Raw genomic sequence first — 24307 nt, forward strand, 5'->3', positions numbered from 1 at the left:
TGATCAGGCGCGCGCGTCTGTCGAACCCGTCGACGGTACTGCCAGAGCCTCGGCCAGAACGACCAGCGCCCGTCGCGCCCTGGGATCGGGAATGTGGGAAAAGGCCTCGGCCAGTCGTCCGCCGGGAGAGGGCGGGCGGCGGGGCGGCGCTGAAGACCCGACCGGTGGTCGGGAGGGGTCCGGCGTCGGAAAGAAACTGCCCGGCTCGGCCCCCAGCGCGACGGCGACCTGATGCAGGCGCGAGGCGGAGATTCGGTTGATGCCGGTTTCGTATTTCTGGATCTGTTGAAAGCTGACGCCCACGCGTTCGGCCAGTGCGGTTTGGGAGAGGCCCAAAGCCTGACGTCGGCCTGCGATCCGCCCCCCGACCCAGCTGTCTACCGGCGTCCCCTCGCGACTTGTTTGACGTCTGGGCTGACGAGGCACCCGATTTCTCCAATAAAGACGTTTCGGCAAACTTGAAACGTTTCATATCGGCTTCGAGGATGAAATGCAAATGTTTCATGTTTCGTCGCGAGAGACGACGGTTGACAGGCGGACGACCTCCTGCCGGGCAAGCCGCTCTGTCTGGTCCAGGCCGCCCGACCCACCCTTCAGAATGAGAAAATCCCGGTCGGCGCCATCGAACACGCGGACGCGGCTTTCGCCATCGGCCGTCTCGACCACGCAGCCCTGGCCCCGGCGAGGCCAACGACCCGGGTCGCAGACCAGCACCACGCCGCTGGACGCCCAGGGCCAGACATCTTCGGTCTGGACTGGAAACGTGAAGGTTTCAGTTTGCGAGGGAACCGGAGCTTCGGCAGGCTTGAAGGCCGCCGACCTCACCTCGACTCCACTGACCCGCTCTTCGCTCGCGCTGGCCGGAGACGGCGGCGCCCCACGCTCCAGCGACAGGGCTTCGGGTGTAGCCTCCACGGCGGCGGTCAGTCGTGTCTGGATGTCCGGCCGGAACAGGCCGGCGCGCTTGCCGGCCTCATAGAGACCCCACCCCTGCCCTGTCATGCCGATCCGTTCGCCCGCTTCGGCCTGGCTGAGACCACAGGCGTGCCGCAGACGGGCCAAGGCTTCGCCCAGAGCAGCCAGTTCGGCCTGCATACGGGCCTTTACCTCATCGGATGACGCAGACAGTCGCATGGCGCCGGTTTACCACGCGCGGCAGACAGGGCGACGAAAAAGTTGGACCGTGCTCAGAGCGTTTGTTCGACCTGGGTCACTTCGGGGATGTAGTGACGCATCATCTGTTCCACCCCGGCCTTGAGCGTGGCCGTCGACGACGGACAGCCCGCGCAGGCCCCGCGCATCCGCAGGGTCAGAAGGCCGGTCGCCTCGTCAAAGGAGTCAAACAGGATGTCGCCGCCGTCCTGGGCCACGGCGGGCCGGATGCGGCTGTCCAGCAGGGCCTTGATCTCCTGAACGATCTCGGTGTCCTCTGCGCCGTCGCTGGCCTCGCCCGCCGAGACGCTGTCGTTCACGACAGGACGGCCTGAAACGAAATGATCCATGATGGCGGCCAGGATCGGCGCCTTCATATCGGACCAGTCCGGGCCGTCCGGACCCCGCGTGACCGCGATATGGTCAGCGCCCAGCATCACGCCCACCACATTTTCCAGCTCGAACAGAGCTTCGGCCAGCGGGGAAGCCGAGGCTTCATCGATGGTGCGGAATTCCAGTGTGCGGTCGGGCGACACGTCACGACCGGGGAGGAATTTCAGGGCCCGGGGATTGGGCGTGGTTTCGGTCTGGATGAACATGGCCCTGACATGCGCCCGCTGATCGCCGCATTCAAGGGCTGCGTTCAAGCCGCGAGACACCGCGCGTCGAGCGATAGCGCGCCCGCTCTTACGCCAGGTCTTCGATCTCGCTGTCGCTCAGCTCGCCCGGCACGATAGTCACCGGCAGCTTGCGCCCGCCCAGTGAGCCCTGTTTCAGGATGGCGCTGATCAGGGGCCCCGGCCCCCGGCCCCCGCCGCCCGAGGCCAGGATCAGGATCTTGATGTCCGGATCCTCGTCGACGACCTTGCGCAGGGCCGCCAGCGGGTCGCCTTCCTCGATCAGGAACAGCGGAGGGGCGCCCGAGCGATCGGCCGCCTCCTCCCCCAGCCGCATCAGCAGCGCCTCGGCCTCCTCGCGCAGCTGGCGGTCGATTTCGTCGCGGACACCGGACCAGTGGGCATCCGACCCGTGGCCGATGACCCGCAGCAGGGCCACCCGACCGCCCGTCGAGCGGGCCCGGCGGGCGGCATAGCGCAGCGCCGTCTCGAACTCGGGGCTGTCGTCGACGACCACCAGGAATTTACGCGGCATGATGTCCCTCCCCTTGCGGACCTACGGCTGGCCCTGGCCCGCCGACGCGGCCACCTCCCGGATCGTGGCATTGGCGATGGTCAGCTTGGCGAAAGTCCAGCCCTGACCCGACTGTTCGATCTCGTCGACCGAGGCCCGCATGGCCTCGACGACCTCCAGCCGGTGACCGATCCAGGCATCGACGGCGGCCTCGGCGGTGGCTTCGCTCCGGCCGACCTTGGGGTCTGACGCGCGGGCGACGGCCCGGGTCAGCACCATCTGCTCGACCATGAAGTCCTGAATCAGGCGACGCACGGCCAGACGGTCGAAATGGTCGGCCGAGGGCACCTGGCCGGCGGCAAACCGCAGCCGATCGAGATCGAAGGCGGCCCCGACCTGGTGATACAGGCGCGCCATGCACGGCGCCGGCCAGTCGGCCTCGCGCGCCAGATCCCCGACATCAGCCACCGCTACCTGGGACCGCAGCAGGGCGACCTCGCGGGCCATGGCCTCCGGGATTCCCTGGGCGATGAAGCCCCGGACGCGGTCGTCCAGACGACCCTGCTCGAACCGCGACAGGACGTCACCGCCCTCGGACAGCAGGGCGTCGGCGATCGGACGGTAGGTCTCGATCAGACTGTCGACGGTGACCCCCGACAGCGGCGCACGGCGCGACAGCCAGAAGGTCTGGCGTCGGAGAACGGTGGAAATCTCGCGATAAAGGGAGATCTGGGCCGACGAGGACACCTTGAGGTCTAGGGCCGACACCGCATCCCAAGCCTCGTCCAGACGAAAGATGCGGCGGGCTGCGGCGAAGGCCACGACCAGCGGTCCGGCCCCGACCTCGGCGCTGCGCTTGAGGCGCTCGGGGAAGGTGGCCCCCGCCATATTGACGATCTGGTTGCTGAGGACCGTGGCAATGATCTCGCGGCGCAGCCGGTGCGACTGCATTTCGCCTCCGAACCGCCCGAGCGGCTCGGGGAAATACTGGGCCAGGGTGTCCCGGAAGAAGGGATCGTCAGGCGCCGTCGAGGCGACGATTTCGTCGAACAACTCGATCTTCGAATAGGCCGTCAGCACCGCAATCTCGGGACGGGTCAGGGCCTGACCGATGGCCTTCATCTCGGCGATGCGCACATCGTCCGGCAGACCTTCGACCTGCCGGTCCAGACGCCCGCGGGCACCCAGCACCTGCATGAAGCCCTGCTGGGAATCGAGCGCACCCACACCCTCGTCGGCCTGCAGCGTCAGGGCCAGGGTCTGGTCGTAATTGTGGGCCAGCACCTTGAGGCCGACCTCTTCGGTCATCTCGGCCAGAAGGGGGTTGCGGTCAGCGGGCTTCAGCGCGCTCGACATGATCGCCGATCCCAGCAGAATCTTGATGTTGACCTCATGGTCGGAGGTATCGACGCCGGCGGAGTTGTCGATGGCGTCCGTATTGATGCGGCCACCACCCTCGTCCCGGCCCTTGAGGGCAAAAGCGATGCGGGCGGCCTGGGTCAGGCCAAGATTGGCGCCCTCGCCGACCACCTTGACCCGCAGGTCCTCGGCATTAACGCGCAGGGGGTCATTGGTCTTGTCGCCGACCTGGGCATCGGTTTCGTGCACCGATTTCACATAGGTGCCGATGCCGCCCAGATAGAGCAGCTCGGCCGGGGCCTTGAGGATCGCGCGGATCAGGCTTTGCGGGTCCAGCGCCTCATCCTCAATGTCCAGCATGGCACGGACTTCGGGCGTCAGCGGAATGGACTTCTCACTGCGGGAGAAGACCCCGCCGCCCTTTGAAATCTTCTTCGCGTCATAGTCCTGCCAGGACGAGCGGGGCAGGTCGAACAGGCGGCTGCGCTCGGCCCAGCTGGTGGCCGGATCGGGATCGGGGTCGAGGAAGATGTCGCGGTGATCGAAGGCGGCCAGCAGGCGCGTCTGTTTCGACAGCAGCATGCCGTTGCCGAACACATCGCCCGACATGTCGCCCACCCCGACGGCCGTGAAGGGCTCGGTCTGGATATCGCGGCCCATTTCGCGGAAGTGGCGCTTGACGGCCTCCCAGGCTCCGCGCGCGGTAATGCCCATGGCCTTGTGGTCATAGCCGACCGACCCACCCGAGGCGAAGGCGTCGTCCAGCCAGAAGCCGTAGTCCGCCGAGACGCCATTGGCGATGTCCGAGAAGGTCGCCGTGCCCTTGTCGGCGGCCACGACCAGATAGGGATCGTCCCCTTCCCAGCGCACGACCCGTTCCGGGGTCACCACCGTGCCGTCGGCGGCGATGGTGTCGGTGATGTCCAGCATGCCCGAGAGGAAGGTCTTGTAGGCGCGGATGGCCTCGGCCTGCTGGGCGTCGCGGTCACCGCCGGCGCGCACGATCTGCGGCAGGTTTTTCGGATAGAAACAGCCCTTGGAGCCGACCGGGACGATGACGGCGTTCTTGACCTGCTGCGCCTTGACCAGACCCAGCACCTCGGTGCGGAAGTCCTCGCGCCGGTCGGACCAGCGCAGGCCGCCCCGGGCGACGGGGCCGAAGCGCAGGTGCACGCCCTCAATGTGCGGCGCCCAGACGAAGATCTCACGGTAGGGCTTGGGCAGCGGCAGGTCTTCCAGCTCACGCGAGGCGATCTTGATCGAGATGTGCGGCTGCGGCTGCCCGTGCTCGTCGCGGATGTAGTAGTTGGTCCGCATGGTGGCCCGAACCAGATTGGTCAGGCGACGCAGGGCGCGGTCATGGTCCAGACTCTTGACCGCCTGTAGCAGCCCATCCAGCCGCGCATTGAGGCCCGAGACCTTGTCGAACCGGCCATCGCCCTCGTCCGCGTCGGGATCGAATTTGAGCCGGAACAACTCCAGCAGGCCGCGCGCGACCTCGGGATACAGATACAGAGCCTCTTCCTGGACCGCCTGGCTGGGATCCATGCCGGTCTGTTGGCGATAGCGGGCGAGGGTGCGGATCAGGGCGGCCTCGCGCCAGTCGATCCCCAGCTCGATCACCAGCCGGTTCAGTCCGTCGCTTTCCGTCAGGCCCGACCAGACGGCGGCAACCGCAGATTCGAACGGCGCCTTGATGGAGTCGAAGCTCAGCTTCTCGCCGCGCGGGTCCTCCAGCAGAAACTCATGGATATGGATGGGCATGTCGCCCTGGGGTCGGACGGCATGGCCCCACTCCTCAAGCGTCTTGAGCCCCATATCGGCCAGCACCGGAAGGACGTCCGACAGCGGAACAGGATTGCCACGGTGATAGAGCTTGAAGCGGAACTGAAGCGGGCTGTCCTCGGTCGTGCGGAAGGCGCGGACGGCGATCGGCTCACCGCCGTCACGCTCGCCGGTGCCGTTCAGCTGGTCGAACCGTTCAAGATCGATGACCGCTTCGGCTGCTGTATAGCGGTCGCGATAGGCGGTCCCGAAGGCTTCGGTCCAGCGGGTGCTGAGCGGGCCGACGGCGACGTCGTCCACCCCGGCGGCGCGCAGGGCGGCCTCGAACCGCTCGGGCCAGCCCCGCCCGGCCTCGGCCACCTCGGCTTCAAGGGCCACGGGGTCGGGCGTCGGGTGCTCTCCGGGCGTCACGCCGATGATGTAGTGGATGCGCACGAGCGGGGCGTCGGACAGCTGCGGATACCAGGCCGACAGGCGTCCGCCCCAGGCCCGGGCGAGGATCCGGCCGATCCGTTCGCGCAGGGAAGCGTGGAAGCGCTCGCGCGGGATGAAGGCCAGAATCGAGATGAAGCGGTCGAACGGATCAGTCCGGGTGAACAGCCGAATGCGCGGACGGTCATAGAGGTGCAGAATGCCGAGCGCGATCGGCAGCAACTCGTCCTCGGTGATCTGGAACAGCTCGTCGCGGGGGTAATTCTCGAGGATGTTCTTCAGGCGTTTGTGGCTGTGGCCGCTGCCAGCCTTGCCGGCCCGCTTGAGCGCATTCTCGACCTTGCGCCGGACCAGCGGTACCTGGGAGGCCACCCGGTCATAGGCCTCGGCCGTGAACAGGCCGACAAAGCGGGTCTCACCCGACGGACGGCCATCCGTCCCGAACCGTTTGACACCGATATAGTCCATATAGGCCCGGCGGTGGACGCGGGACCGGGCATTGGCCTTGGCCACGGTGACCGGGTCCGACAGATCCAGCTGGCGTTTCATCTGGCGGGTCAGGACGGCAGGCTCATTGGCGCGGCGCAGAACGGTGCGCTCGGGATCGCGCAGAACGCCCAGACCCTCGCCTGACTGGGAAAGCGGTGCCTCGGCCTCATAGCCGCCGTCCGCCGAGCGCGGATAGTCATAGTCGCGCGCGCCGAGGAAGACGAAATGGTCGTCGTTCAGCCAATTCAGGAAGGCCAGGGTCTCGGCCACGACTTCGGGATCGATGCCGGGAGGGTGGGCCTCCAGATGGGCGACGGACTGGGCCATCAGCTCGCGCATGGCGCCATGGTCGGCTGTGGCCGACGCGACGTCCGACAGGGTGGCGGCGAGGCCTTCGCCAAGGCTGTCGCGCCGCTCCTGCGGCAGCGGGTCCATCACAACGATGATGACCGACTCGCGCGACTGTCCGGCGCCGGCCTTGCGCTGTCCGTCAGCGTCGCGCGTGACATCGGCAATCGGGTGGAACATGGCGCGCACGGAGACGCCGGTCTCGGCCAGTTCTCCCATGACGCTGTCGACGAGGAAGGGCCGGTCGTCCTGAACGATCAGGATGCGGTCAAAGGCGGTGGTGCGGCCATCCGCCCCGTGCAGTGGGCCTACTTGGATGCGGGCCGGCTCGCTGGCCTGCCGGACGGCTGCGGTGGTCCAGGCCTCGGCCAGCAGGGCGGCGAGGTCCTCCAGCGCAATCTCGGGTGTCTCGTCGGAGTCGTAGTCTTCCAGCGCCTCGGCCAGAAAGCCCTTGACCAGGGCATCGGCCTTTTCGCCCGCTGCCTTTTCAAAGCCCTTGCACAGGATCTCAATGGAGGGGGCGGTGGAGGACGGGGCGTCGCGGGACATGCGAATAGGGTCTCGATGGCGCGGCTCATCACCGCCTGGATGACCCAGATGACTAGATCGGTGCGCGCCAAAGGGAAAGCCCGGAAACGGCGCGAACGGGACCTCCCTGACACAGCAAGGCCGGGCTCGCCTGCGCGAGCCCGGCCCTTCCGGGATTTAACCGGTGTCCAGCTTTAGAAGCGAACGTTCATACCCAGACGGAAGCCGTGGTAATCAAAGTCGCCGTTGCTGCGGGCGATGTCGGTACCGGCCGTGTTGGGCGGCAGGATGAAGGGGTTGGTCGGCCCGGCCGTACCCGGCCCGGCGCGCACAACGTAATCGCCCGCTTCGAGGCTGGTGTAGAGATACTCTCCGACCAGCGACAGATTGGGGGCCAGCTTCCATTCCATGCCGGCGCCGAACTGATAGCCGTCGGCATCGTCCTCGCTGGTCTGTTCGGTGAAGCTGTTGGCACCATTGGTGGTGAAGAAGCTGTTCTGGATCTTGCCGTAAGCGACACCGCCAGTGCCGTAGACCAGAACCGGGCCCATGGCGTAGCCGATGCGGGCACGCAGCGCGGCCGTGTGTTCCAGGTCGCGGGTCATGATGTAGGACGCCGGCGTGGTGCTGAACGAGGTCACGCTGTCGCGGGCGTCCGCTGCAGACACTTCACCCACGGCACCGACGACCCAGTTACCGAACTGCATGTCGTAGCCGATGCGGACGCCCGCCTCGACGCCGCCGTCATCGCTCGAGCAGAGGGCGCCGGGCGTCGCGCCATTGCCCGCATCCGGGCAGGAGCCCGGGCTGAAAGCGCTGTTTGTCGTGCCGTTCAGAACGACGGTGTCGTCGAACTCGCCGTCGAAGTCCCGGTCGAAGACCAGGCTCTCATTGGCGTCATCCTGGGTTTCCAGATAGCCGCCGTAAATGCCGATATAGGGGCCGCTCCAGTCGCTCGGGGCGGATTGCGCCAAGGCGGGGGTGGCCAGACCGGCCGCCAGAACCGCAGCCATGGCCGCGCCGGTTTGCAGGGAGATTTTCATCCCGTTGTATCCTCTCGTTTAACCGGATGTCCCCACCCGGATGTGATCATGCTTCCCTCCCGGCAGACACAACGGCAGCGAGGCTGGGCTGTTCCCGGCTGTTTGGTGGTCGGGGCGATGTGTGGGACATTGGCAACACAGACGACTAAGGCCGCCGGGTTTTCACCCGACGGCCTCTGTCTGGACGAACCCGGGAGGGGGAGGGGTCGTCCTCGGCGCCGCAGCCGGGGGAGGGGGAGGGAGGCCGCGGCGGTGATGGACAGGTGGTTTCCCCCCGCCCCCCTTTCAAGCCGTCAGTCGTCCGAAACGGAGGCGTCCGCCTGTGGCGCGTTGACGCGGGGTGAAGGGCGTTTGCGCGACAGGGTTTCCTCGCCGTCCGGATAGGGCTCGCCATCGCCCGACATCAGGACGGCGATCCAGCGGCTGCCCTTGAACTCGGCCAGGATGGCCATCATCAGCACCGCCAGCGGCGTCGACAGGAACATGCCGATCACGCCCCACAGCTTGCCCCACAGGGCCAGCGACAGCAGGACCACCACCGGGTCGATGTTCTGATTGTCGCCCTGCATGCGCGGCTGGATCCAGTTGCCGACAATGAACAGCACGGCCTGCAGGCCGATCAACAGGATCAGCGCCGGCCAGTAGCTCTCGAACTGGACAAGGGCGAACATCGGCGGGGCCAGACCCGCGACGGCGCCGCCCAGGATCGGGATGAAGCCCACGACGAAGATGACAAAGGTCCAGAACTCGGCGTTCTGCAGGCCCACAGCCCGCATCAGCACCCAGGCCACGGCGCAGATCATGATGCCGGTCACGGCCTGGACCCACAGATAGCCCTCGACCCCCGAGCGGATACGCTGAAAGACAGCGCGGGCCTCGTGCCGGGTTTCGCGCACCGGGAACATGCCGACGATCTTGCGCTGGAAGCCCGCCTGGGCCGCGATCAGAAAGCCAAGATAGACGAGGACGAAGAAGGCGCCGCTGGCGACATTCTGCACCTGCAGGGCAAAATCGGCCACATAGCTTCGGAGATCGATGTCGCCGATCAGGTCCATGGCCGTCGGCGGGCTGGCCACGCCGAACAGGCCCGCCACATCATGAATGACCTGGTCGATCCGGGGGCCGAGCCGGGTGGAAACACCGGAAGCCTCGCCGAAGAAGCCCGCCGCCCCGTCCACGATGATGGCGATCGAGGCGAAGAAGCCCAGAATGACCAACACCAAGGCCGCCACACCGGCCATACGGTCGCTCAGCACGGTGTTGTCGGCCACGAAGCGCTTGATGCCGTCGATCATGATCAACAGGAAGATGGCCATGGCCAGCGGGGTCAGGATGTCCCGCAGCCAGTAGAGCGCCGCGCCGCCCGCCACGGCGGCCAGCAGCACCAGCGCATTGCGCGCGACAGCGGAGGTTGGAACGGCCAGGGCGGACTTCATGGGCCGGTTGTCCGGCTTCCGGGCGTTCCCGTCAATCGCGGTCTGGTCTATGTCATGTGACAGACATTGCGAGGGCAGGGCATGAGCACGACGGACGGGCTGTTTCTGGGGTGGACCGATGACGATGACGAGGCCCATGCCCGTCACCTGCGGTTTGATCGCGCCAATCGCCACGGGGTCATCGCGGGCGCCACCGGCACCGGCAAGACGGTGACCCTGCAGATTCTGGCGCAAGGGTTTTCCGATGCCGGCGTCCCGGTGTTCTGCGCCGATGTGAAGGGCGACCTGTCGGGCATAGCGGTGGCGGGCACCCCCAATGAGAAACTGGTCGCCCGGGCCGAGGGTATGCAACTGGCCTTGACCCCGCGCGCGGCGCCGACGGTCTTCTGGGACCTGTATGGCGAGGCGGGCCACCCGGTCCGCACCACCGTCAGCGAGATCGGCCCCGTGTTGATGGCCCGCATGCTGGACCTGAATGAGGTGCAGGAAGGCGTGCTGTCGGTCGTCTTCCACGTCGCGGACACCGAGGGCCTGCTGCTGCTGGACCTCGACGACCTGCGCGCCCTGCTGGTCCATGTGGGCGAGAATGCCGAGCGGATCGGGCGCGAGGTCGGCCATGTGGCCCCCGCCTCGATCGCCGCCATCCAGCGGTCGCTACTGCAGCTGGAACAGGAGGGCGGCAAGGCCTTCTTCGGCGAGCCGGCGCTCAGGCTCGAGGATCTGATCCGCACCAGTCTGGACGGGCGGGGACAGGTCAATGTGCTGCACGCGGCCCGGCTGATGAACAGTCCGAGGCTCTATTCCGCCTTCCTGCTGTGGCTGCTGTCGGAGCTGTTCGAGCAGCTGCCCGAGATCGGCGATCCGGAAAAGCCGCGTCTGGTGTTCTTCTTTGACGAGGCCCACTTGCTGTTCGACGACACGCCCAAGGCCCTGGTCGACAAGGTCGAACAGGTGGTGCGCCTGATCCGGTCCAAGGGGGTCGGCGTCTATTTCGTCACCCAGAACCCGGCCGACATCCCCGACAGCGTGCTCAGCCAGCTGGGCAACCGTATCCAGCATGCGCTTCGGGCCTATACGCCGTCCGAACAGAAGGGCTTGCGGGCCGCGGCGGGCAGCTTCCGGCCCAATCCGGCGTTCGATACCAGCGAGGCCATTCCGGCGCTGGGCGTCGGCGAGGCCGTGGTCTCGACCCTCGACGAAAAGGGCGCGCCCGCGATGGTGGCCCGCACGAAGATCCGGCCACCCGCCAGCCGTCTGGGGCCCGCGACCGACGCCGAACGCGCCGCCGTGATGGCCGCCAGCCCGGTGCGCGGCGTCTATGACACCCCGGTCGACCGGGAGTCCGCCCACGAGATCCTGACCGCCCGTCGGGGTGAGGCGGATGCCGCCGAAGCCGAGGCCAAAGCCGCTGCGGACAAGGCCAAGGCTGATGCCGCCGCCGCGAAGGAGGCCGAGAAGGCCCGCCTCGCCCGGGAAAAGGAAGAGACCCGCATCCGCCGCGAGGCCGAACGCGAGGCCCGCGCCCGCGCTCCGGCTCGCCGCTCGTCCCGGGAAACCCCGCTGGAGGCCGCGACCAAATCCGTCCTGCGCACCGCCGGCTCAACCCTGACCCGCGAAATCCTGCGCGGCGTTCTGGGCGGGATGCGGCGGCGGTGATGGAGGATTTCGTCGAACGGCACGCCGTCCTGATCGCCGCCTTCCCCGTTTTGTGGATTGGGGCCATCGTAACGGCATCCGCTGTTTTTCGCAGGCAGCGCGGCAAGCGCATCTTTGCGACGAGTCCCGACAGCTGCATCTTCGAGGAAAATCGCACGTCGGGGCGTGAGCTGGGAGGCATCCGCGCGCTAGGCGGAGCATCCAACGCACTGAAGGTCTGCGTCACCCGGGATACATTGTACGTTATGCCGTGTTTCCCGTTCTCCCTGATGTTCATGCCCGAAATCTGGGGCCTGGATCATGAGATCAAGCTGCGCCGGGTACGGACGATAGAGGAGCGATCGGGGCTGTTCGGCCGTTCCCTGGTTGTGCACCTCGCCGATGACAAACGGATCGAACTTCGACTCCGAGACCCCGACGGCTTCCGGCACGCCATCCAGTCAGCAGGGCGAACCTAGAATCGGGGCACCAGCCGCCACATCCTGAGGGGGTGGCGGACCGCCCCGGCTTCCTGGCCCGCAGCCTCTCCCCGGCCCATATAGAGGTCGGCGCGGACCGGGCCGCGGATGGCCGAGCCGGTGTCGAGTGCCATGACCAGACCGCGATAGCTGGCGCGGGCGCCGATCAGATTGCCGCCGTCGGCCTCGATCCAGACCGGCTCGCCATAGGTCCAGTGGGAGGGATCAACGGCAATGGCGCGACGTGCCGGCAGGGGGATGCCTGCAGCCCCCGCCGGATGGCCGCCATCGTCGGGGTCCAGACGGAAGAAAATATAGCGGGGGTTGAGGGCCATGACCGCCCGGGCCTCGGGCCCCCGATGGGCGGCCAGCCAGGCCCGGATGGCGTCCCCCGAGGTGCCGTTCGGCGGCAGCAGGCCCTGATCCGCCATGGGCCGGGCGATCCCGACGAAGGGATGGCCGTTGTCGGCGGCATAGGCGGCGCGGGCGCGTGATCCGTCGGCAAAGGTCAGATAGCCCGAGCCCTGGATCTGCAGGAAGAACAGGTCCTCGGCCCGCATCCAGCCCAGAATCTCATAGGATGACGCATTGGCCTCGATGGTGGCACGGTCGGCCAGCCGGTCGCCGCGCTGCCATCCGGCGGGCCGGGCCAGCACCGGGGCGTCATAATCGGCGTCGGAGGCGCGGCGGGCCTCATACTCCGGCGCGAAATAGCTCGTCAGCAGGGCGCGTGACGGTTCCGGGGCAACAGCCTCGACCGCGACGAACCGGCGTTCCAGAAAGGCGCGGGCCTCGCTGGGCGTGGGACGCCTCGCCACAAGGGTCCGCGCCTCGGCACAAATAGCCTGCCAGATCGGGTCGCGGCGGGCGCTGCAGCCCGTCGAATAGGCGATCAGGGCTGTCAGATGGTCTTCCTGATCCCAACCGGGCAAGGCCGCGACCGGCAGGCTTTCCGGTCTGGGAGGGGGCGGCGGATGCGGGAACTCAAACTCGCTGACCGGGGGCACCGGAAGGGGCGGCGCGGACGGCTCGGGCGCGCTGGCACAGGCCGAGACGAGGGCGGCCAGCAGAAGGGCCGCGACCGCACCCGCCCGACCGGCCGTCGCCATCATGCGGTGGCGGGCTCCACCCGGGCCAGCACCCAATTGGGATCGCTGGCGTTCAGCGGGCGCTCGAAGGTCCAGAGTTCGGCGGTGCGGCGCTCCTCGACGCGCGGCTCTGCCTCGCCGGCGCTGATGGTCTGCTTCAGTTCCGACAGGAAGCGTACCTTGGCCACGGCCTTGTCGCCCTGGACCGTCGCCAGTTCCAGATCGGCGCGCGGGACGTGGGGAAACTCGACCCGTTCCTGTTCGCCGCGGGCCTCCCGGTCGGCCATGCCGGCCTCAAACGAGGTCATGACGACCGAGGTCAGCAAAGGCTTCAGGGCCTCGCGGTCGCCTTCGGCATAGCCGCGGACGATGGTCTCATGGGCCTGACGGGCCCCGTCGAGGAAGCGGTGGGGGTCAAAGGCGGGATCGCGGGCCTTCAGACCGGCGATAGCCGCAAGGGTCGCGGAATCGAGGGCGGGTCCCGCCGCCGCCTGCCCGGCCTGCGGCGCATCGGCCGCTTCAGGCGCGCCCTTCGGCCGGGCACGGGCATCCTCTTCCGGCTGGCGGCCGACCTTCTTGCCCAGCACATTGTACAGCTGGAACAGCACCACGGCCGCGATCACGGCAAACAGGATGATCTGGAATTGAGGATTCACGTCGGGTCCGGGTCTGGCGCCACCGAAGGTGCGGCGCTTGGCCCTGAGGATTAGGGATTGCCGGGGCCCCATGCAAGGCGGCCCGGCCTCGCGCCCCTGCACCGCTGCCCCCCGGGGGTGCGTGACATTGCCGCCCCGCGCCCGCCATGCTAGTCGCCCCGCCTTCAAGCCGCCGATGCGGCCCGAGCTCTCATCGATCCAGGAAGACCTGTCCGCGCATGACCGATTCCACGCCTCCCGCCCCCAATGGCGACACCCCGAACGGCTCGACCGAAACGCCGGTGCAGCCGGGCCAGCCCGCCCTGCCGGGCTTTCGCATCATGGCCCAGTATGTGCGCGACTTCTCGTTCGAGAACCCGCGCGCGCCGGAGAGCCTGAAGGTCGAGGGTCGCCCCAATATCGATCTCGGCGTCGAGATGAACGCCCAGGGCCGTCAGGACGGCCTGTTCGAGGTGGAGCTGAAGCTGTCGGTCAAGGCCACCAGCGAAGACAAGCCGGTGTTTCAGGTCGAGCTGGTCTATGGCGGCCTGTTCCAGCTGATGAATGTCGCGGAGAAGGACATCGAGCCGCTGCTGCTGATCGAGTGCCCGCGCTATCTGTTCCCCTTCGCGCGCGAGACCATCGCCAAGGCGACGTCGGACGGCGGCTTCTATCCGCCCTTCCTGATGGAGCCGATCGACTTCACCGCCATCTATACCCAGCGTCAGGCCCAGGTCGCGCGCGGCGCCTCGACCCCTCCCGGTCAGGCCTGAGCCCTTCTGAACGGAGCGATCAGGCCTTCAGCCAGAGCGCCTGATCCCCCAGTTCGGCGGCGACAAAGGCCGCATGCGCCTGAACCTCGGCGTCGGTCAGGCGCGGTGCAAGCGGCGTCGACCGGGACCCGTGGCGACGGGGGCCGTCCGGTCCGCCGGTATCATCCGAGTGCGCGACCAGCTCCAGCGAGCGGGCCTTGCCGCCTTTCAGCTCCAGATAGACATCGGACAGCAGGCGGGCATCGATCAGGGCCCCGTGCAGGCTGCGCTCGGTCAGGGAAATCTTGAACCGGCGACACAGGGCATCCAGCGAATTGGCCATGCCGGGAAAGCGCATCTGGGCCATCTGCAGGGTGTCGATCCAGCGTGCCTCCTCGATCAGCAGCTGGCCGCACAGGCCCAGTTCGTGATTGATGAAGGCCCGGTCAAAGCTGGCGTTGTGGGCAATCACCGGCGCATCACCGATGAATTCCAGCAGATCGGCCGCGACCTCGGCGAATTTCGGCGCGTCGCGCAACTTCTCGAGGGTAATGCCGTGCACGGCAATGGCGCCGGCGGGAATGTCGCGCTCGGGATGGATCAGCCGGTGAAAGGTGCGGCCGGTCGGCAGCAGGTCATCGATCTCGATACAGCCGACCTCGATCATCCGGTCGCCCGTCCGGGGATCAAAGCCGGTGGTTTCGGTATCTAGAACGATTTCGCGGGCCATGGCCCTTGATGCCGCGCTTCGCCCCGGGCTTCAATCCGTCGAGGGTGAGGTCAGGCGGTCCATCAACAGGCGAACCTGGTCCCGGGCATGGGGAATGCCCCGGCCGGTATCGATGACGACGTCGGCGCGGACGCGCTTTTCCGCATCCGGCACCTGGCGGGACAGGATCTGGCGGAACCGGGCCTCGGTCATGCCCGGCCGGGACAGGACGCGCCGCCGCTGCTCGGCCTCGGGGGCGCTGACCACCACCACAGCCGTGACCCCGGTCCGGTCGGCCCCGGTCTCGAACCAGAGGGGAATGTCCAGGACCACGACCGTCCGGCCCTCCTCGCGCGCCCGGGCGACAAAAGCCTCCCGGTCGGCCCGCACCAGCGGATGGACGATGGCCTCCAGCGCCGGAAAGCCTTCGGGAGTCTCCTGAAGCCGGGCCGAGAGCCGGGTCCGGTCGACGGCGCCGTCGACGACCACGCCGGGAAAAGCCGCCTCTACGGCATCCACCGCGGCGCCCCCCTTTTGATAGAGTGTGTGAACGGCGGCGTCGGCATCCCAGACGGCGGCCCCGGCTTCCTCGAACAGGCGCGCGGTCGTGCTTTTGCCCATGCCGATCGAGCCCGTCAGTACCAGAACCTTCATGGCTGTTCTCCCAGCACCCGCAGGGCCTCGGCCCGGACATCGACGTCGGGCGGTCGGACGCCGAACAGGGTCGCAAACGACGGCTGCGCCTGGCCGATCAGCATGGCCAGTCCATCAACGACCGTGTGGCCCCGCTCCGCACCGGCCCGCAGAAAGCCGGTCATCAGGGGGCGATAGGTCATGTCCATCAGCACGGCGTCGGGGGCGAGCGTCGTAAGGTCGAGTTCGGGCGGGACGCTCAGCGCATTGACGATGAGGGCGGCGTCAGCTGCCGCGTCACCGAGGGTCAGCCGCGCCGGGCAGTGGGGCTGGACGGCGGCGATGAGGGCCTCAGCGCGGGCAGCCGTCCGGTTCAGAACACGCACTTCGGAAAAGGTTTGGCCCAAGGCATGGACGGCGGCCCGGGCAGCACCTCCCGCACCCAGCACGACGGCGACCCGGCCCATCCCTTCCAAAGCCGTTGCCTGTTCGGTCAGCGCCGCCCTCAAGCCGTAGCCGTCGGTGCTGTCGGCCCGGAGCACCCCGGCGTCCTGCCACAGCAGATTGGCCGAGCCACAGGCGCGAGCGGTCTCGCTGACCGTATCCGCCAGCCCAAGCGCAGTTTCCTTATAGGGCGCCGTGACATTCAGCCCCCGAATGATGCCGTCGCGGACCTGACCAACGAGCTCCCGGAAGCGATCGTCGTTTTCCGCCCCGAACGCTGCGTAGTCGGCATCCAGACCGGCGGCCCGGATCCAGGCCCCGTGGATCACCGGACTGAGCGAATGGGCGATCGGCCAGCCCGCGACCCCGGCCCGGATCGTCATCGGTCGATCACGCCCTGATCCCGCAGGGCCTCCAGCACCGCCCACAGCGGCAGACCCAGGACGGTGAAATAGTCCCCCTCGATGCGCGCGAACAGTTGGGCCCCGGGCCCTTCCAGCCTGTAGCCCCCGACCACGCCAGTCAGGGCCGCGCCCTCGGCCTCGAGGTATGTGGCCAACCAGGCCTCCGAGAAAGCCCGCACGGTCAGAGCGGCGGTGTCAACGTGGCGCCAGACGACCGCTCCGTCCCGGGCGAGCGCCGCGCCCGAGTGCAGATGGTGGGTCCGTCCCCGGAAGCCCCGGAGACGCGCGGCAATCTCCTTCAGATCGTCTGCCTTGGAGACAATGACCCCGTCGTCCTCCAGAATCTGGTCGCCACCCAGAACCAGCACCCCGGGGCGCATCCGGCTGACCACGACGGCCTTGGCCTCGGCCAGGCACACCGCCATGTCCGCAGGCCCGAGGTCGGGATTGGCCAGCCTGAGGCCCTCCTCATCCAGATCGGCGGGTTGGAGATCGACCGTCAGACCCACCCCGGCCATCAGGGTCCGGCGGGCGGCGCTGGCCGAGGCCAGCACCAGCGGCTGACGCTGAAATCCGGCGCTCATGCCGGCATGCCGGGCGTGCGGCCCGCCTTGCCCGAGCGGCGCTCGCTCAGCAAATTGACGATGGCCGCGGCGGTCTCCTCGACCGAGCGGCGGGTCACGTCGATGACCGGCCAACCGCGGCGTTCGAAGGCCCGGCGCGCCTTGATCGTCTCATCGCGGACGGCGTCGTGATCGACGTAGGAGGAGCTGCGGTCGGCATTTAATCCGTCCAGCCGGTTGCGCCGGATCTGCACCAGCCGGTCGGGCGAGACGGTCAGGCCGACCACCAGCGGCCCGTTCAGCTGGGTCAGACGCTCGCCGTCCTCCTGACCGGGGACGAGGGGCACATTGGCGGCGCGGATGCCGCGGTGCGCCAGATAGATGCAGGTCGGTGTCTTGGAGGTCCGGCTGACCCCGCACAGGACCACATCAGCCGTCTCCAGCTGTTCCGTCGTGCCCTGACCGTCGTCATGGGCCATGGCGAAGTCGAGCGCGCCGATGCGGTTGAAATAGTCGGTATCGAGCGCGTGCTGGGCTCCGACCCGGGTTGAGAGCGCCGCGCCCAGATAATGGGACAGGGCGCCGACCAGAGGATCCAGCGCCCCGATCTGGGGCATGTCCAGCGCGCGGCAGCCATCTTCGAGCTGCAGCCGCAGACCCTTGTCGACCAGGGTGTGGAGAACCACGCCCGGCGCCGCAGAGACTTCTTCGAGCACCCGCTCCATCTGTTTGGGCGAGCGCACCAGGGCATAGATGTGCTCGATCGGGATGACGCCGTCGAACCGGGCGGTGACCGCCTTGGCCATGGCGTTCAGGGTCTCACCGGTCGAATCGGAGACCAGATGGACGTGGAAATAGGTGGCCAGCCGGCCGGAGCCTGAGCGTGTCGGGGTCATGTCCTGTCATCGTCTGAAGCGGCGCAGGCGTCAAACCTGTTCGGCCCTGGCAGGACTCCTGCGGAGCGAATCCGGGATTCCTGTGGATGAGGGGCCTCGCCAGACGGGGATCAATCGGCCCCTCATGCGGGCAGAATCCCGGATGAGGGCCGTGGGGCGCAGGCATCGGGGATGAATGTGAAGATCCGGCGACAGTTCGGATCCATCTGTCCCAAGGGAGGAACCGGCCGCCGAGTACCCTGGGGAAAGGTTAATGAGACGTTAATCCGCAAACAGATCATCCCCTGACGGACGTCGGCGTGCGGGCCCGCGTGTTAAGGTTTGATTAAGGATTATCCCCGGTTTCTACAGGCATGACCGGCGGCCTCGGTCCTTGCCACCCATCCCTGTGAAAAGGTCCTGTTCAGGCGCCGGATTCGGGTCAACTGTCCCCGTCATCCCCGGCCCTACCTTCTATCTTCACCTTCAATATCTCTATCGAGAGGAAGAGAAGCAGAGCGAGGCATTTCGCCCGCTTGAGCTCTCGGCCCGCCCGGCCTAAAGCCGCTCCATGACGGATATGCGCTTGCTCAAGGCCCTGAGGGGCGAGGTCACCGACCGGCCCCCGGTCTGGTTCATGCGTCAGGCCGGGCGCTACCTGCCGGAGTACCGGGCTTTGCGCGCCCAAGCTCCCGACTTCATTGCCTTTTGCCTGAACCCGGAGATGGCCGCCGAGGCCACGCTTCAGCCGATGCGGCGCTTTGGCTTCGACGCGGCCATCGTGTTTGCCGACATCCTGCTGATCCCGCAGGCTCTGGGCCAGAAGGTCTGGTTCGAGGCCGGAGAAGGTCCGCGACTGGGGGCCCTGCCGGATCTGGCGTCTATGCAGGCCTTGACCACGGGGGCGGGTAACGCCCTGTCGCCGGTCGGGGAGACGCTCAGCCGGGTTCGGATAGCACTGGATCCCGAGCGCACCCTGATCGGCTTTGCCGGGGCTCCGTGGACCGTTGCCACCTATATGCTGGACGGGGAGACCCGCTCGATCGGCAAGGGCGAACGGGCCCAGGCGCGGACCTTCTATTATCGCGAGCCGGAGACGGTCCTGGCCCTGCTGGACATTCTGGTCGAGGCCACGGCGCATTATCTGAAGATGCAGGCCGATGCGGGCGCCCAGGTCCTCAAGATCTTCGAGAGCTGGGCCGAGGGCCTGCCCGACGATCTGTTCGAGGTTCTGGTGCTTAAGCCCCATCAGAAGCTGATGGCCCGGGTGCGGGAGCTGGGCGTGACCGTCCCCCTGATCGGTTTCCCGCGCGGATCGGCGGCGTTGGCCGAACGTTATGCCCATGAATGCGATGTTCAGGCTGTGGCGCTGGATACGGCTTGCCCGCTGGTGGTCGGCCAGAGGGTGCAGGCGATCAAGCCGATCCAGGGCGCGCTGGACCCGCTGTTGCTGCGGGTGGGCGGCGAAGCGCTGGATCGCCGCGTGGACCAGTTGCTGGAGGCTTGGGGCGAGGGTCCGTGGATCTTCAATCTGGGCCATGGAATCCTGCCCGATGTGCCGATCGCCCATGTCGAACAGGTACTGAAAAGGATCGGCGCCCAATGAGCACTGCGCAGGACAGTCAGGGCCGCCGGATCGCGGTGGTGCTGTTCAATCTGGGCGGGCCGGACGGACCGGACTCGGTAAAGCCCTTCCTGTTCAACCTGTTCAATGACCCGGCCATTATCGGCCTGCCGGGCCTGTTCCGCACTGCGGTGGCCCGGCTGATCTCCAGCCGCCGGGAAAAGAGCGCCCAGGCCAACTATGATTATATGGGTGGGGGTTCGCCCCTGCTGCCCGGTACCCGGGCCCAGGCCGGGGCGCTGGAGCAGGCCCTGTCCGACCGACTGCCGGCCGATGACATCAAGGCCTTCATCTGCATGCGCTACTGGCATCCGATGACGGAGGCCGTGGCGGCCGAGGTCGAGGCGTGGGCACCGGACGAGATCGTCCTCCTGCCCCTCTATCCGCAGTTTTCGACCACAACGACGGCCTCATCGCTCAAGCTGTGGCAGGAGACCTATCGCGGACCGGGCGCCAGCCGCGCCATCTGCTGCTATCCCCGGGCCGAAGGCTGGGTCGAGGCCCAGGCTGGGCTGATCCGCGAGGGCCTGACCGCCGCCGGAGACCAGCCCGTTCGGGTGCTGTTTTCCGCCCACGGCATCCCCGAGTCGCTGGTGACGAGCAAGGGCGATCCCTATGCCGAACAGGTCGAGGCCGGGTGCCGGGCCGTCGCCGAGCGGCTGGGGCTGACCGACTGGGGCCTTTGCTACCAGAGCCGGGTCGGGCCGATGAAGTGGCTGGGCCCCTCGACGCCCGAGGCGCTGGAACAGGCCGGCAGGGACGGCGTCGGGGTCGTCTTGGTGCCGATCGCCTTTGTCTCCGAGCATATCGAGACCCTCGTCGAGCTGGATATCGAATACCGCGAACTGGCCGAGGAGCACGGCATCCATCCCTATATCCGGGTCCCGACCGTCAGCGTGACGCCGAACTTCATCTCCGGTCTGGCCGAGGGTGTGATCGCGGCGCTTGATCGGTCGGGCACGGCGCCGTTCGGGCCGGGGTGTCAGGCCGACTGGAAGGCCTGTCCCTGTCAGGCGGAACAGCGGCAAGGGGCCGCCGCGTGAACCTGTATGATTTCGCCCGGGCCCTGCACATTCTGGCGGTGATCGCCTGGATGGCGGGATTGCTGTTCCTGCCACGCCTCTATGCCTATGACGCGGAACAGGCAGACAAGGCCGAGCCCCTGCGCAGCGAGATGCGCGAGCTTTTGCGGACCTGGCAGCGGCGCCTGCTGAAGATCATCCTCAACCCGGCCATGGCGGCCGCCTGGGTCTTTGGCCTGTGGCTGTTCTGGTTGCGCAGTGGCGGCGGCACGGACTGGAGCTTTGCCCACCAGCCGTGGATGCTGGCCAAGATCGCCGGGATCTTCGCCCTCAGCGGATGGCATGACTATCTGTCCGGAGAGTTCCGCCGGATCCAGGCTGGGACCTCGACCCGGACCGGGCGGTTCTGGCGGATGACCAATGAAGTCCCCTTCCTGATCGCCATCGTCATGGTGCTGTCCGTGACGCTGGAGTGGGGCACGCGCTGACTCCCGGAAGGCACCGGGCTTGACCCGGTGCGGCGGGCGTGGTTTCCGTGGTTCTGAGCCGTCCTCGCGGGCGGTGCCCTTCTCTTCCTCCTGTGTCCGCCGCTGATCGCCCTTATGGGCCGGGCAGACTCCGGAGTTCCCCGACTGGCCCCTAAGGGCCTGACATTTCTAGGCTTTTCGCTCCTGAGCATGGGTTGTTCGGGGGCTCATTCCCGTGCGAGTTCTGATGAGCGACACTTCCGACACCCCCGAGACCGAGCCGACTTCGGTCGAAGAGTCTGCAGCTGACACTCCGGCGACCGAGATCGAGACGTCCGAGGACGATGAGGATGACGGCGAGGCTATCGTCCCGTCCGGTCGGATCACCCTGGCCGAGCTGAACGAAAAGACCCCGGCCGATCTGGTCGCCTTCGCTGAACAGCTCGAGGTCGAGAACGCCTCCAACCTTCGCAAGCAGGACCTGCTGTTCGCCATCCTCAAGGCCCTGGCCGAGGAAGAGGTCGAGATCATCGCCGATGGCGTGCTGGAAATCCTGCCGGACGGCTTTGGCTTCCTGCGCAGTCCGGATGCCAACTATCTGCCCGGGCCCGATGACATCTATGTCTCGCCGTCGCAGATCCGCCGCTTCGGCCTGCGCTCGGGCGACACCATCCACGGGGCCGTGCGTGGCCCGCGTGAGGGCGAGCGCTATTTCGCCCTGCTCAAGGTCGACACGATCAATCTGGAAGACCCGGAGCTGGTCAAGACCAAGGTCCTGTTCGACAACCTGACCCCGCTCTATCCCGAAGAGCGGCTGCACATGGAAATCCAGGACCCGACGCTGAAGGACCGTTCGGGCCGGGTGATCGACATCGTCGCCCCCCTGGGCAAGGGCCAGCGCTGCCTGATCGTCGCCCCGCCGCGGGTCGGCAAGACGGTCATGCTGCAGAACATCGCCAAGTCGATCGAGGCCAACCACCCCGAGGTCTTCCTGATCGTGCTCCTGATCGATGAGCGGCCGGAAGAAGTCACCGACATGCAGCGGACGGTGAAGGGCGAGGTCGTCGCCTCGACCTTTGACGAGCCCGCCACCCGTCACGTCGCCGTGGCCGAAATGGTCATCGAAAAGGCCAAGCGTCTGGTCGAGCACAACAAGGATGTGGTGATCCTGCTCGACTCCATCACCCGTCTGGGCCGTGCCTATAACGCGACTGTGCCGTCTTCGGGCAAGGTGCTGACCGGCGGTGTCGACGCCAACGCCCTGCAGCGGCCCAAGCGCTTCTTCGGCGCGGCGCGCAATGTGGAGCAGGGGGGTTCGCTGACCATCATCGCCACGGCCCTGATCGACACCGGCAGCCGCATGGACGAGGTGATCTTCGAAGAGTTCAAGGGCACGGGTAACTCGGAAATCGTTCTGGACCGCAAGGTCGCCGACAAGCGCATCTTCCCGGCCATCGACGTCCTCAAGTCCGGCACCCGCAAGGAAGATCTCATCACGCCCAAGGACCAGCTGGCCAAGACCTATGTGCTGCGGCGTATTCTCAATCCGATGGGTCCGCAGGACGCGATCGAATTCCTGCTCGACAAGCTGCGCCAGTCCAAGAACAACGGCGATTTCTTCCAGTCGATGAACACCTGATATTTGCCCTACCGCTCGCAACGCGGTTGCTCGCTGCTTGAGGGCATGTTTCACGTGAAACAGGAGGTCCCATCATGAAGATCAATGTCGAGATCGATTGCACCCCGGCGGAGGCGCGCGCCTTTCTGGGCTTGCCCGATGTGGCGCCGCTCAATGAGGCCATGGTCTCGGAGATGCAGAAGCGCATGTCTGACAATATGGCCGCCATGCAGCCCGAAGAGCTGATGAAGACCTGGACCGGCTTCGGCCTTCAAGCCCAGGAACAGTTCCGGCGCATGATGGAAGCCGCCACGAAATGAGGCCCAGGTGAGGGACACGCTCTTTGCCCTGGCCACGCCGCCGGGCCGGGGGGCGGTGGCCGTCATCCGCCTGTCCGGATCGGAGTCTGATCGGGTGCTGGATGCCCTCGGGGCGGGCCGACCCAGGCCGAGAGTGGCGGTCGTCCGCACCCTGCGTCATCAGGGGGCAATCCTGGATCAGGCACTGGTCCTTCGCTTCAAAGCGCCCGCCAGCTATACCGGCGAGGATGCGACCGAACTACATTTGCATGGCGGACGGGCCGTGGTCGAGGCGGTCAGCACCGCCCTGCTTGATCTGGGTGTGAGACCCGCAGAGCCGGGCGAATTCACCCGCCGTGCCTTCGAGAATGGCAAGCTGGACCTGACCCAGGCCGAGGCCATCGCCGATCTCATTGATGCCGAAACGGCCGAACAGTCCGCCCAGGCAGTGGGCCAGTTGGGCGGCGCGCTGGCGGAGACCTATGCGGGGTTCCGCCAGGATTTGCTGACCGCCCTTTCGCTGGTCGAGGCCGAGATCGATTTTCCCGACGAGGACATTCCCGATGCGCTGGCCAGCCGGGCGGGGCCCGTGCTTGACGCGTTGATCGAGGATCTTCAGCGCGCCCTTGCAGACGGGCGACGGGGAGAGCGCATTCGCGACGGCTATCGGATCGTCCTGATCGGCGAAACCAATGCCGGCAAGTCGTCGCTGTTCAATGCCCTGGTTGAGCGGGAGGCTGCCATCGTCACGCCGATCGCCGGGACGACCCGGGATGTGCTGGACGCGGCACTCGTCATCGGAGGCTATGCGGTCACCCTGTCCGACACTGCCGGGCTGCGGGACAGTGACGACCCGGTCGAGGCCGAGGGCGTGCGTCGCGCCCGCGCCCGGGCCGAGGCGGCCGACCTTCGGCTCTGGGTGGTGGCGCCCGGCGACCCGGTCGGGCCCGCCGGTGCGCTGGTCAGGCCCGGTGACCTGTGCATCCGGACAAAAGCCGACCTGGACCGCGCCGACTGGCTCGATGTGCCGGAGGGAATTGCGACGCTGACCGTGTCGCCGACCGCGGGAGAGGGGCTGGAAGCGCTGACCGACTGGCTGTCGGACCGTCTGGCTGCCGATCTCAGTGGCGGCGATTTCCCGGCCCTGACGCGCGAGCGCCATCGCCTCAGGCTGGAGGAGGCTCTGGCGTCCGTCCGAGCCGGGCGTCAGGCCTTGGTCGTGGCCCCCGAAATGGCTGGAGAGGATCTGCGCCGGGCTGCGCATAGTCTCGCGCGGGTCACAGGAGAGATCGGAGTGGAGGACGTCCTCGGTGAGGTCTTCGCCAGCTTCTGCATCGGCAAATAGTTTCACGTGAAA

Annotated in this window: 23 protein-coding genes; 9 read left to right on the forward strand and 14 right to left on the reverse strand. The window is 67.2% G+C overall.

Translation table 11 applies throughout. The features are described 5' to 3' along the window. Positions 1-3: 3 nt before the first annotated feature. The 7 genes from B4K74_RS09510 to B4K74_RS09540 all read right to left on the reverse strand — a co-directional run bounded on the left by B4K74_RS09510 (position 4) and on the right by B4K74_RS09540 (position 9703). Positions 4-426 (reverse strand): helix-turn-helix domain-containing protein, encoded by a 423-nt coding sequence (locus tag B4K74_RS09510; RefSeq protein ID WP_123285903.1) that lies wholly within the window; start codon positions 424-426, stop codon positions 4-6. Between the two features lie 75 nt (positions 427-501). Then, positions 502-1134, reverse strand: coding sequence for a helix-turn-helix domain-containing protein (locus B4K74_RS09515; protein ID WP_286692730.1), 633 nt, complete (start codon positions 1132-1134; stop codon positions 502-504). Between the two features lie 53 nt (positions 1135-1187). Continuing rightward, the gene (locus B4K74_RS09520; protein ID WP_286692761.1) at positions 1188-1751 is read right to left on the reverse strand and encodes a NifU family protein; all 564 of its coding nucleotides are present in this window, start codon (positions 1749-1751) and stop codon (positions 1188-1190) included. A gap of 88 nt (positions 1752-1839) precedes the next feature. Next, a complete protein-coding gene (locus B4K74_RS09525) occupies positions 1840-2304 on the reverse strand; it encodes a universal stress protein (protein ID WP_123285905.1) in 465 nt (154 codons plus the stop codon). Between the two features lie 21 nt (positions 2305-2325). Beyond that, entirely contained in the window at positions 2326-7245 is a 4920-nt protein-coding gene (locus B4K74_RS09530; protein ID WP_286692731.1) for an NAD-glutamate dehydrogenase, read from the reverse strand. Positions 7246-7418: 173 nt separating this feature from the next. Beyond that, a complete protein-coding gene (locus tag B4K74_RS09535; protein ID WP_286692732.1) occupies positions 7419-8267 on the reverse strand; it encodes an outer membrane protein in 849 nt (282 codons plus the stop codon). Between the two features lie 293 nt (positions 8268-8560). Continuing rightward, on the reverse strand, positions 8561-9703 hold the full coding sequence (locus B4K74_RS09540; RefSeq protein ID WP_286692733.1) for an AI-2E family transporter: 1143 nt from the start codon (positions 9701-9703) through the stop codon (positions 8561-8563). 81 nt (positions 9704-9784) lie between these two features. Here B4K74_RS09540 and B4K74_RS09545 point away from each other — a divergent pair, with 81 nt between their 5' ends. Both B4K74_RS09545 and B4K74_RS09550 read left to right on the forward strand, forming a co-directional pair. Then, the gene (locus B4K74_RS09545) at positions 9785-11359 is read left to right on the forward strand and encodes a helicase HerA-like domain-containing protein (RefSeq protein ID WP_286692734.1); all 1575 of its coding nucleotides are present in this window, start codon (positions 9785-9787) and stop codon (positions 11357-11359) included. Continuing rightward, positions 11359-11817 (forward strand): hypothetical protein, encoded by a 459-nt coding sequence (locus B4K74_RS09550; RefSeq protein ID WP_286692735.1) that lies wholly within the window; start codon positions 11359-11361, stop codon positions 11815-11817. The genes B4K74_RS09545 and B4K74_RS09550 overlap by 1 nt, the downstream gene beginning before the upstream one ends. Here B4K74_RS09550 and B4K74_RS09555 read toward each other — a convergent pair. Next, positions 11814-12929 carry an MltA domain-containing protein gene (locus tag B4K74_RS09555; RefSeq protein ID WP_286692736.1) on the reverse strand — a complete coding sequence of 372 codons (1116 nt, stop codon included), beginning with the start codon at positions 12927-12929 and terminating at the stop codon, positions 11814-11816. The genes B4K74_RS09550 and B4K74_RS09555 overlap by 4 nt on opposite strands. After that, the gene (timA, locus tag B4K74_RS09560) at positions 12926-13561 is read right to left on the reverse strand and encodes a TIM44-related membrane protein TimA (protein WP_286692737.1); all 636 of its coding nucleotides are present in this window, start codon (positions 13559-13561) and stop codon (positions 12926-12928) included. The genes B4K74_RS09555 and timA overlap by 4 nt, the downstream gene beginning before the upstream one ends. Positions 13562-13779: 218 nt before the next feature. On the opposite strand from timA, the gene secB reads away from it, so the two are divergent. Then, a complete protein-coding gene (gene secB / locus B4K74_RS09565; protein ID WP_123285912.1) occupies positions 13780-14313 on the forward strand; it encodes a protein-export chaperone SecB in 534 nt (177 codons plus the stop codon). 19 nt (positions 14314-14332) lie between these two features. On the opposite strand, the gene dnaQ is transcribed toward secB, so the two are convergent. The 5 genes from dnaQ to B4K74_RS09590 are packed head-to-tail and all read right to left on the reverse strand — an operon-like array spanning position 14333 to position 17941. Continuing rightward, a complete protein-coding gene (dnaQ, locus tag B4K74_RS09570) occupies positions 14333-15022 on the reverse strand; it encodes a DNA polymerase III subunit epsilon (protein ID WP_123285913.1) in 690 nt (229 codons plus the stop codon). A 30-nt stretch (positions 15023-15052) separates the two neighbouring features. Further along, positions 15053-15655, reverse strand: coding sequence for a dephospho-CoA kinase (gene coaE, locus B4K74_RS09575; protein WP_286692738.1), 603 nt, complete (start codon positions 15653-15655; stop codon positions 15053-15055). Then, a complete protein-coding gene (locus B4K74_RS09580) occupies positions 15652-16461 on the reverse strand; it encodes a shikimate dehydrogenase family protein (RefSeq protein WP_286692739.1) in 810 nt (269 codons plus the stop codon). Before B4K74_RS09580 ends, coaE begins: the two co-directional genes overlap by 4 nt. Beyond that, positions 16458-17066, reverse strand: a complete 609-nt coding sequence (locus B4K74_RS09585; RefSeq protein ID WP_286692740.1) for a Maf family protein — start codon at positions 17064-17066, stop codon at positions 16458-16460. The genes B4K74_RS09580 and B4K74_RS09585 overlap by 4 nt, the downstream gene beginning before the upstream one ends. Further along, the gene (locus B4K74_RS09590) at positions 17063-17941 is read right to left on the reverse strand and encodes a pyruvate, water dikinase regulatory protein (protein ID WP_286692741.1); all 879 of its coding nucleotides are present in this window, start codon (positions 17939-17941) and stop codon (positions 17063-17065) included. The genes B4K74_RS09585 and B4K74_RS09590 overlap by 4 nt, the downstream gene beginning before the upstream one ends. Before the next feature lie 550 nt (positions 17942-18491). Between B4K74_RS09590 and hemE the strand changes: the two genes are divergently transcribed. The 6 genes from hemE (at position 18492) to mnmE (ending at position 24295) form a co-directional block, all read left to right on the forward strand. Then, positions 18492-19526 (forward strand): uroporphyrinogen decarboxylase, encoded by a 1035-nt coding sequence (gene hemE, locus B4K74_RS09595; RefSeq protein ID WP_286692742.1) that lies wholly within the window; start codon positions 18492-18494, stop codon positions 19524-19526. Beyond that, positions 19523-20587 carry a ferrochelatase gene (gene hemH / locus B4K74_RS09600; RefSeq protein ID WP_286692743.1) on the forward strand — a complete coding sequence of 355 codons (1065 nt, stop codon included), beginning with the start codon at positions 19523-19525 and terminating at the stop codon, positions 20585-20587. The genes hemE and hemH overlap by 4 nt, the downstream gene beginning before the upstream one ends. Beyond that, positions 20584-21054 (forward strand): CopD family protein, encoded by a 471-nt coding sequence (locus tag B4K74_RS09605; RefSeq protein ID WP_286692744.1) that lies wholly within the window; start codon positions 20584-20586, stop codon positions 21052-21054. The genes hemH and B4K74_RS09605 overlap by 4 nt, the downstream gene beginning before the upstream one ends. A 226-nt stretch (positions 21055-21280) precedes the next feature. Beyond that, on the forward strand, positions 21281-22672 hold the full coding sequence (gene rho / locus B4K74_RS09610) for a transcription termination factor Rho (protein WP_123285921.1): 1392 nt from the start codon (positions 21281-21283) through the stop codon (positions 22670-22672). A 74-nt stretch (positions 22673-22746) separates the two neighbouring features. Beyond that, complete coding sequence (locus tag B4K74_RS09615) at positions 22747-22971, forward strand: DUF6489 family protein (protein ID WP_286692745.1); 225 nt, start codon at positions 22747-22749, stop codon at positions 22969-22971. A 7-nt stretch (positions 22972-22978) separates the two neighbouring features. Further along, on the forward strand, positions 22979-24295 hold the full coding sequence (mnmE, locus tag B4K74_RS09620; protein ID WP_286692746.1) for a tRNA uridine-5-carboxymethylaminomethyl(34) synthesis GTPase MnmE: 1317 nt from the start codon (positions 22979-22981) through the stop codon (positions 24293-24295). Positions 24296-24307: the final 12 nt, after the last annotated feature.

This window comes from Brevundimonas sp. UBA2503, from assembly GCF_002341485.1.
Lineage (GTDB): Bacteria > Pseudomonadota > Alphaproteobacteria > Caulobacterales > Caulobacteraceae > Brevundimonas > Brevundimonas halotolerans.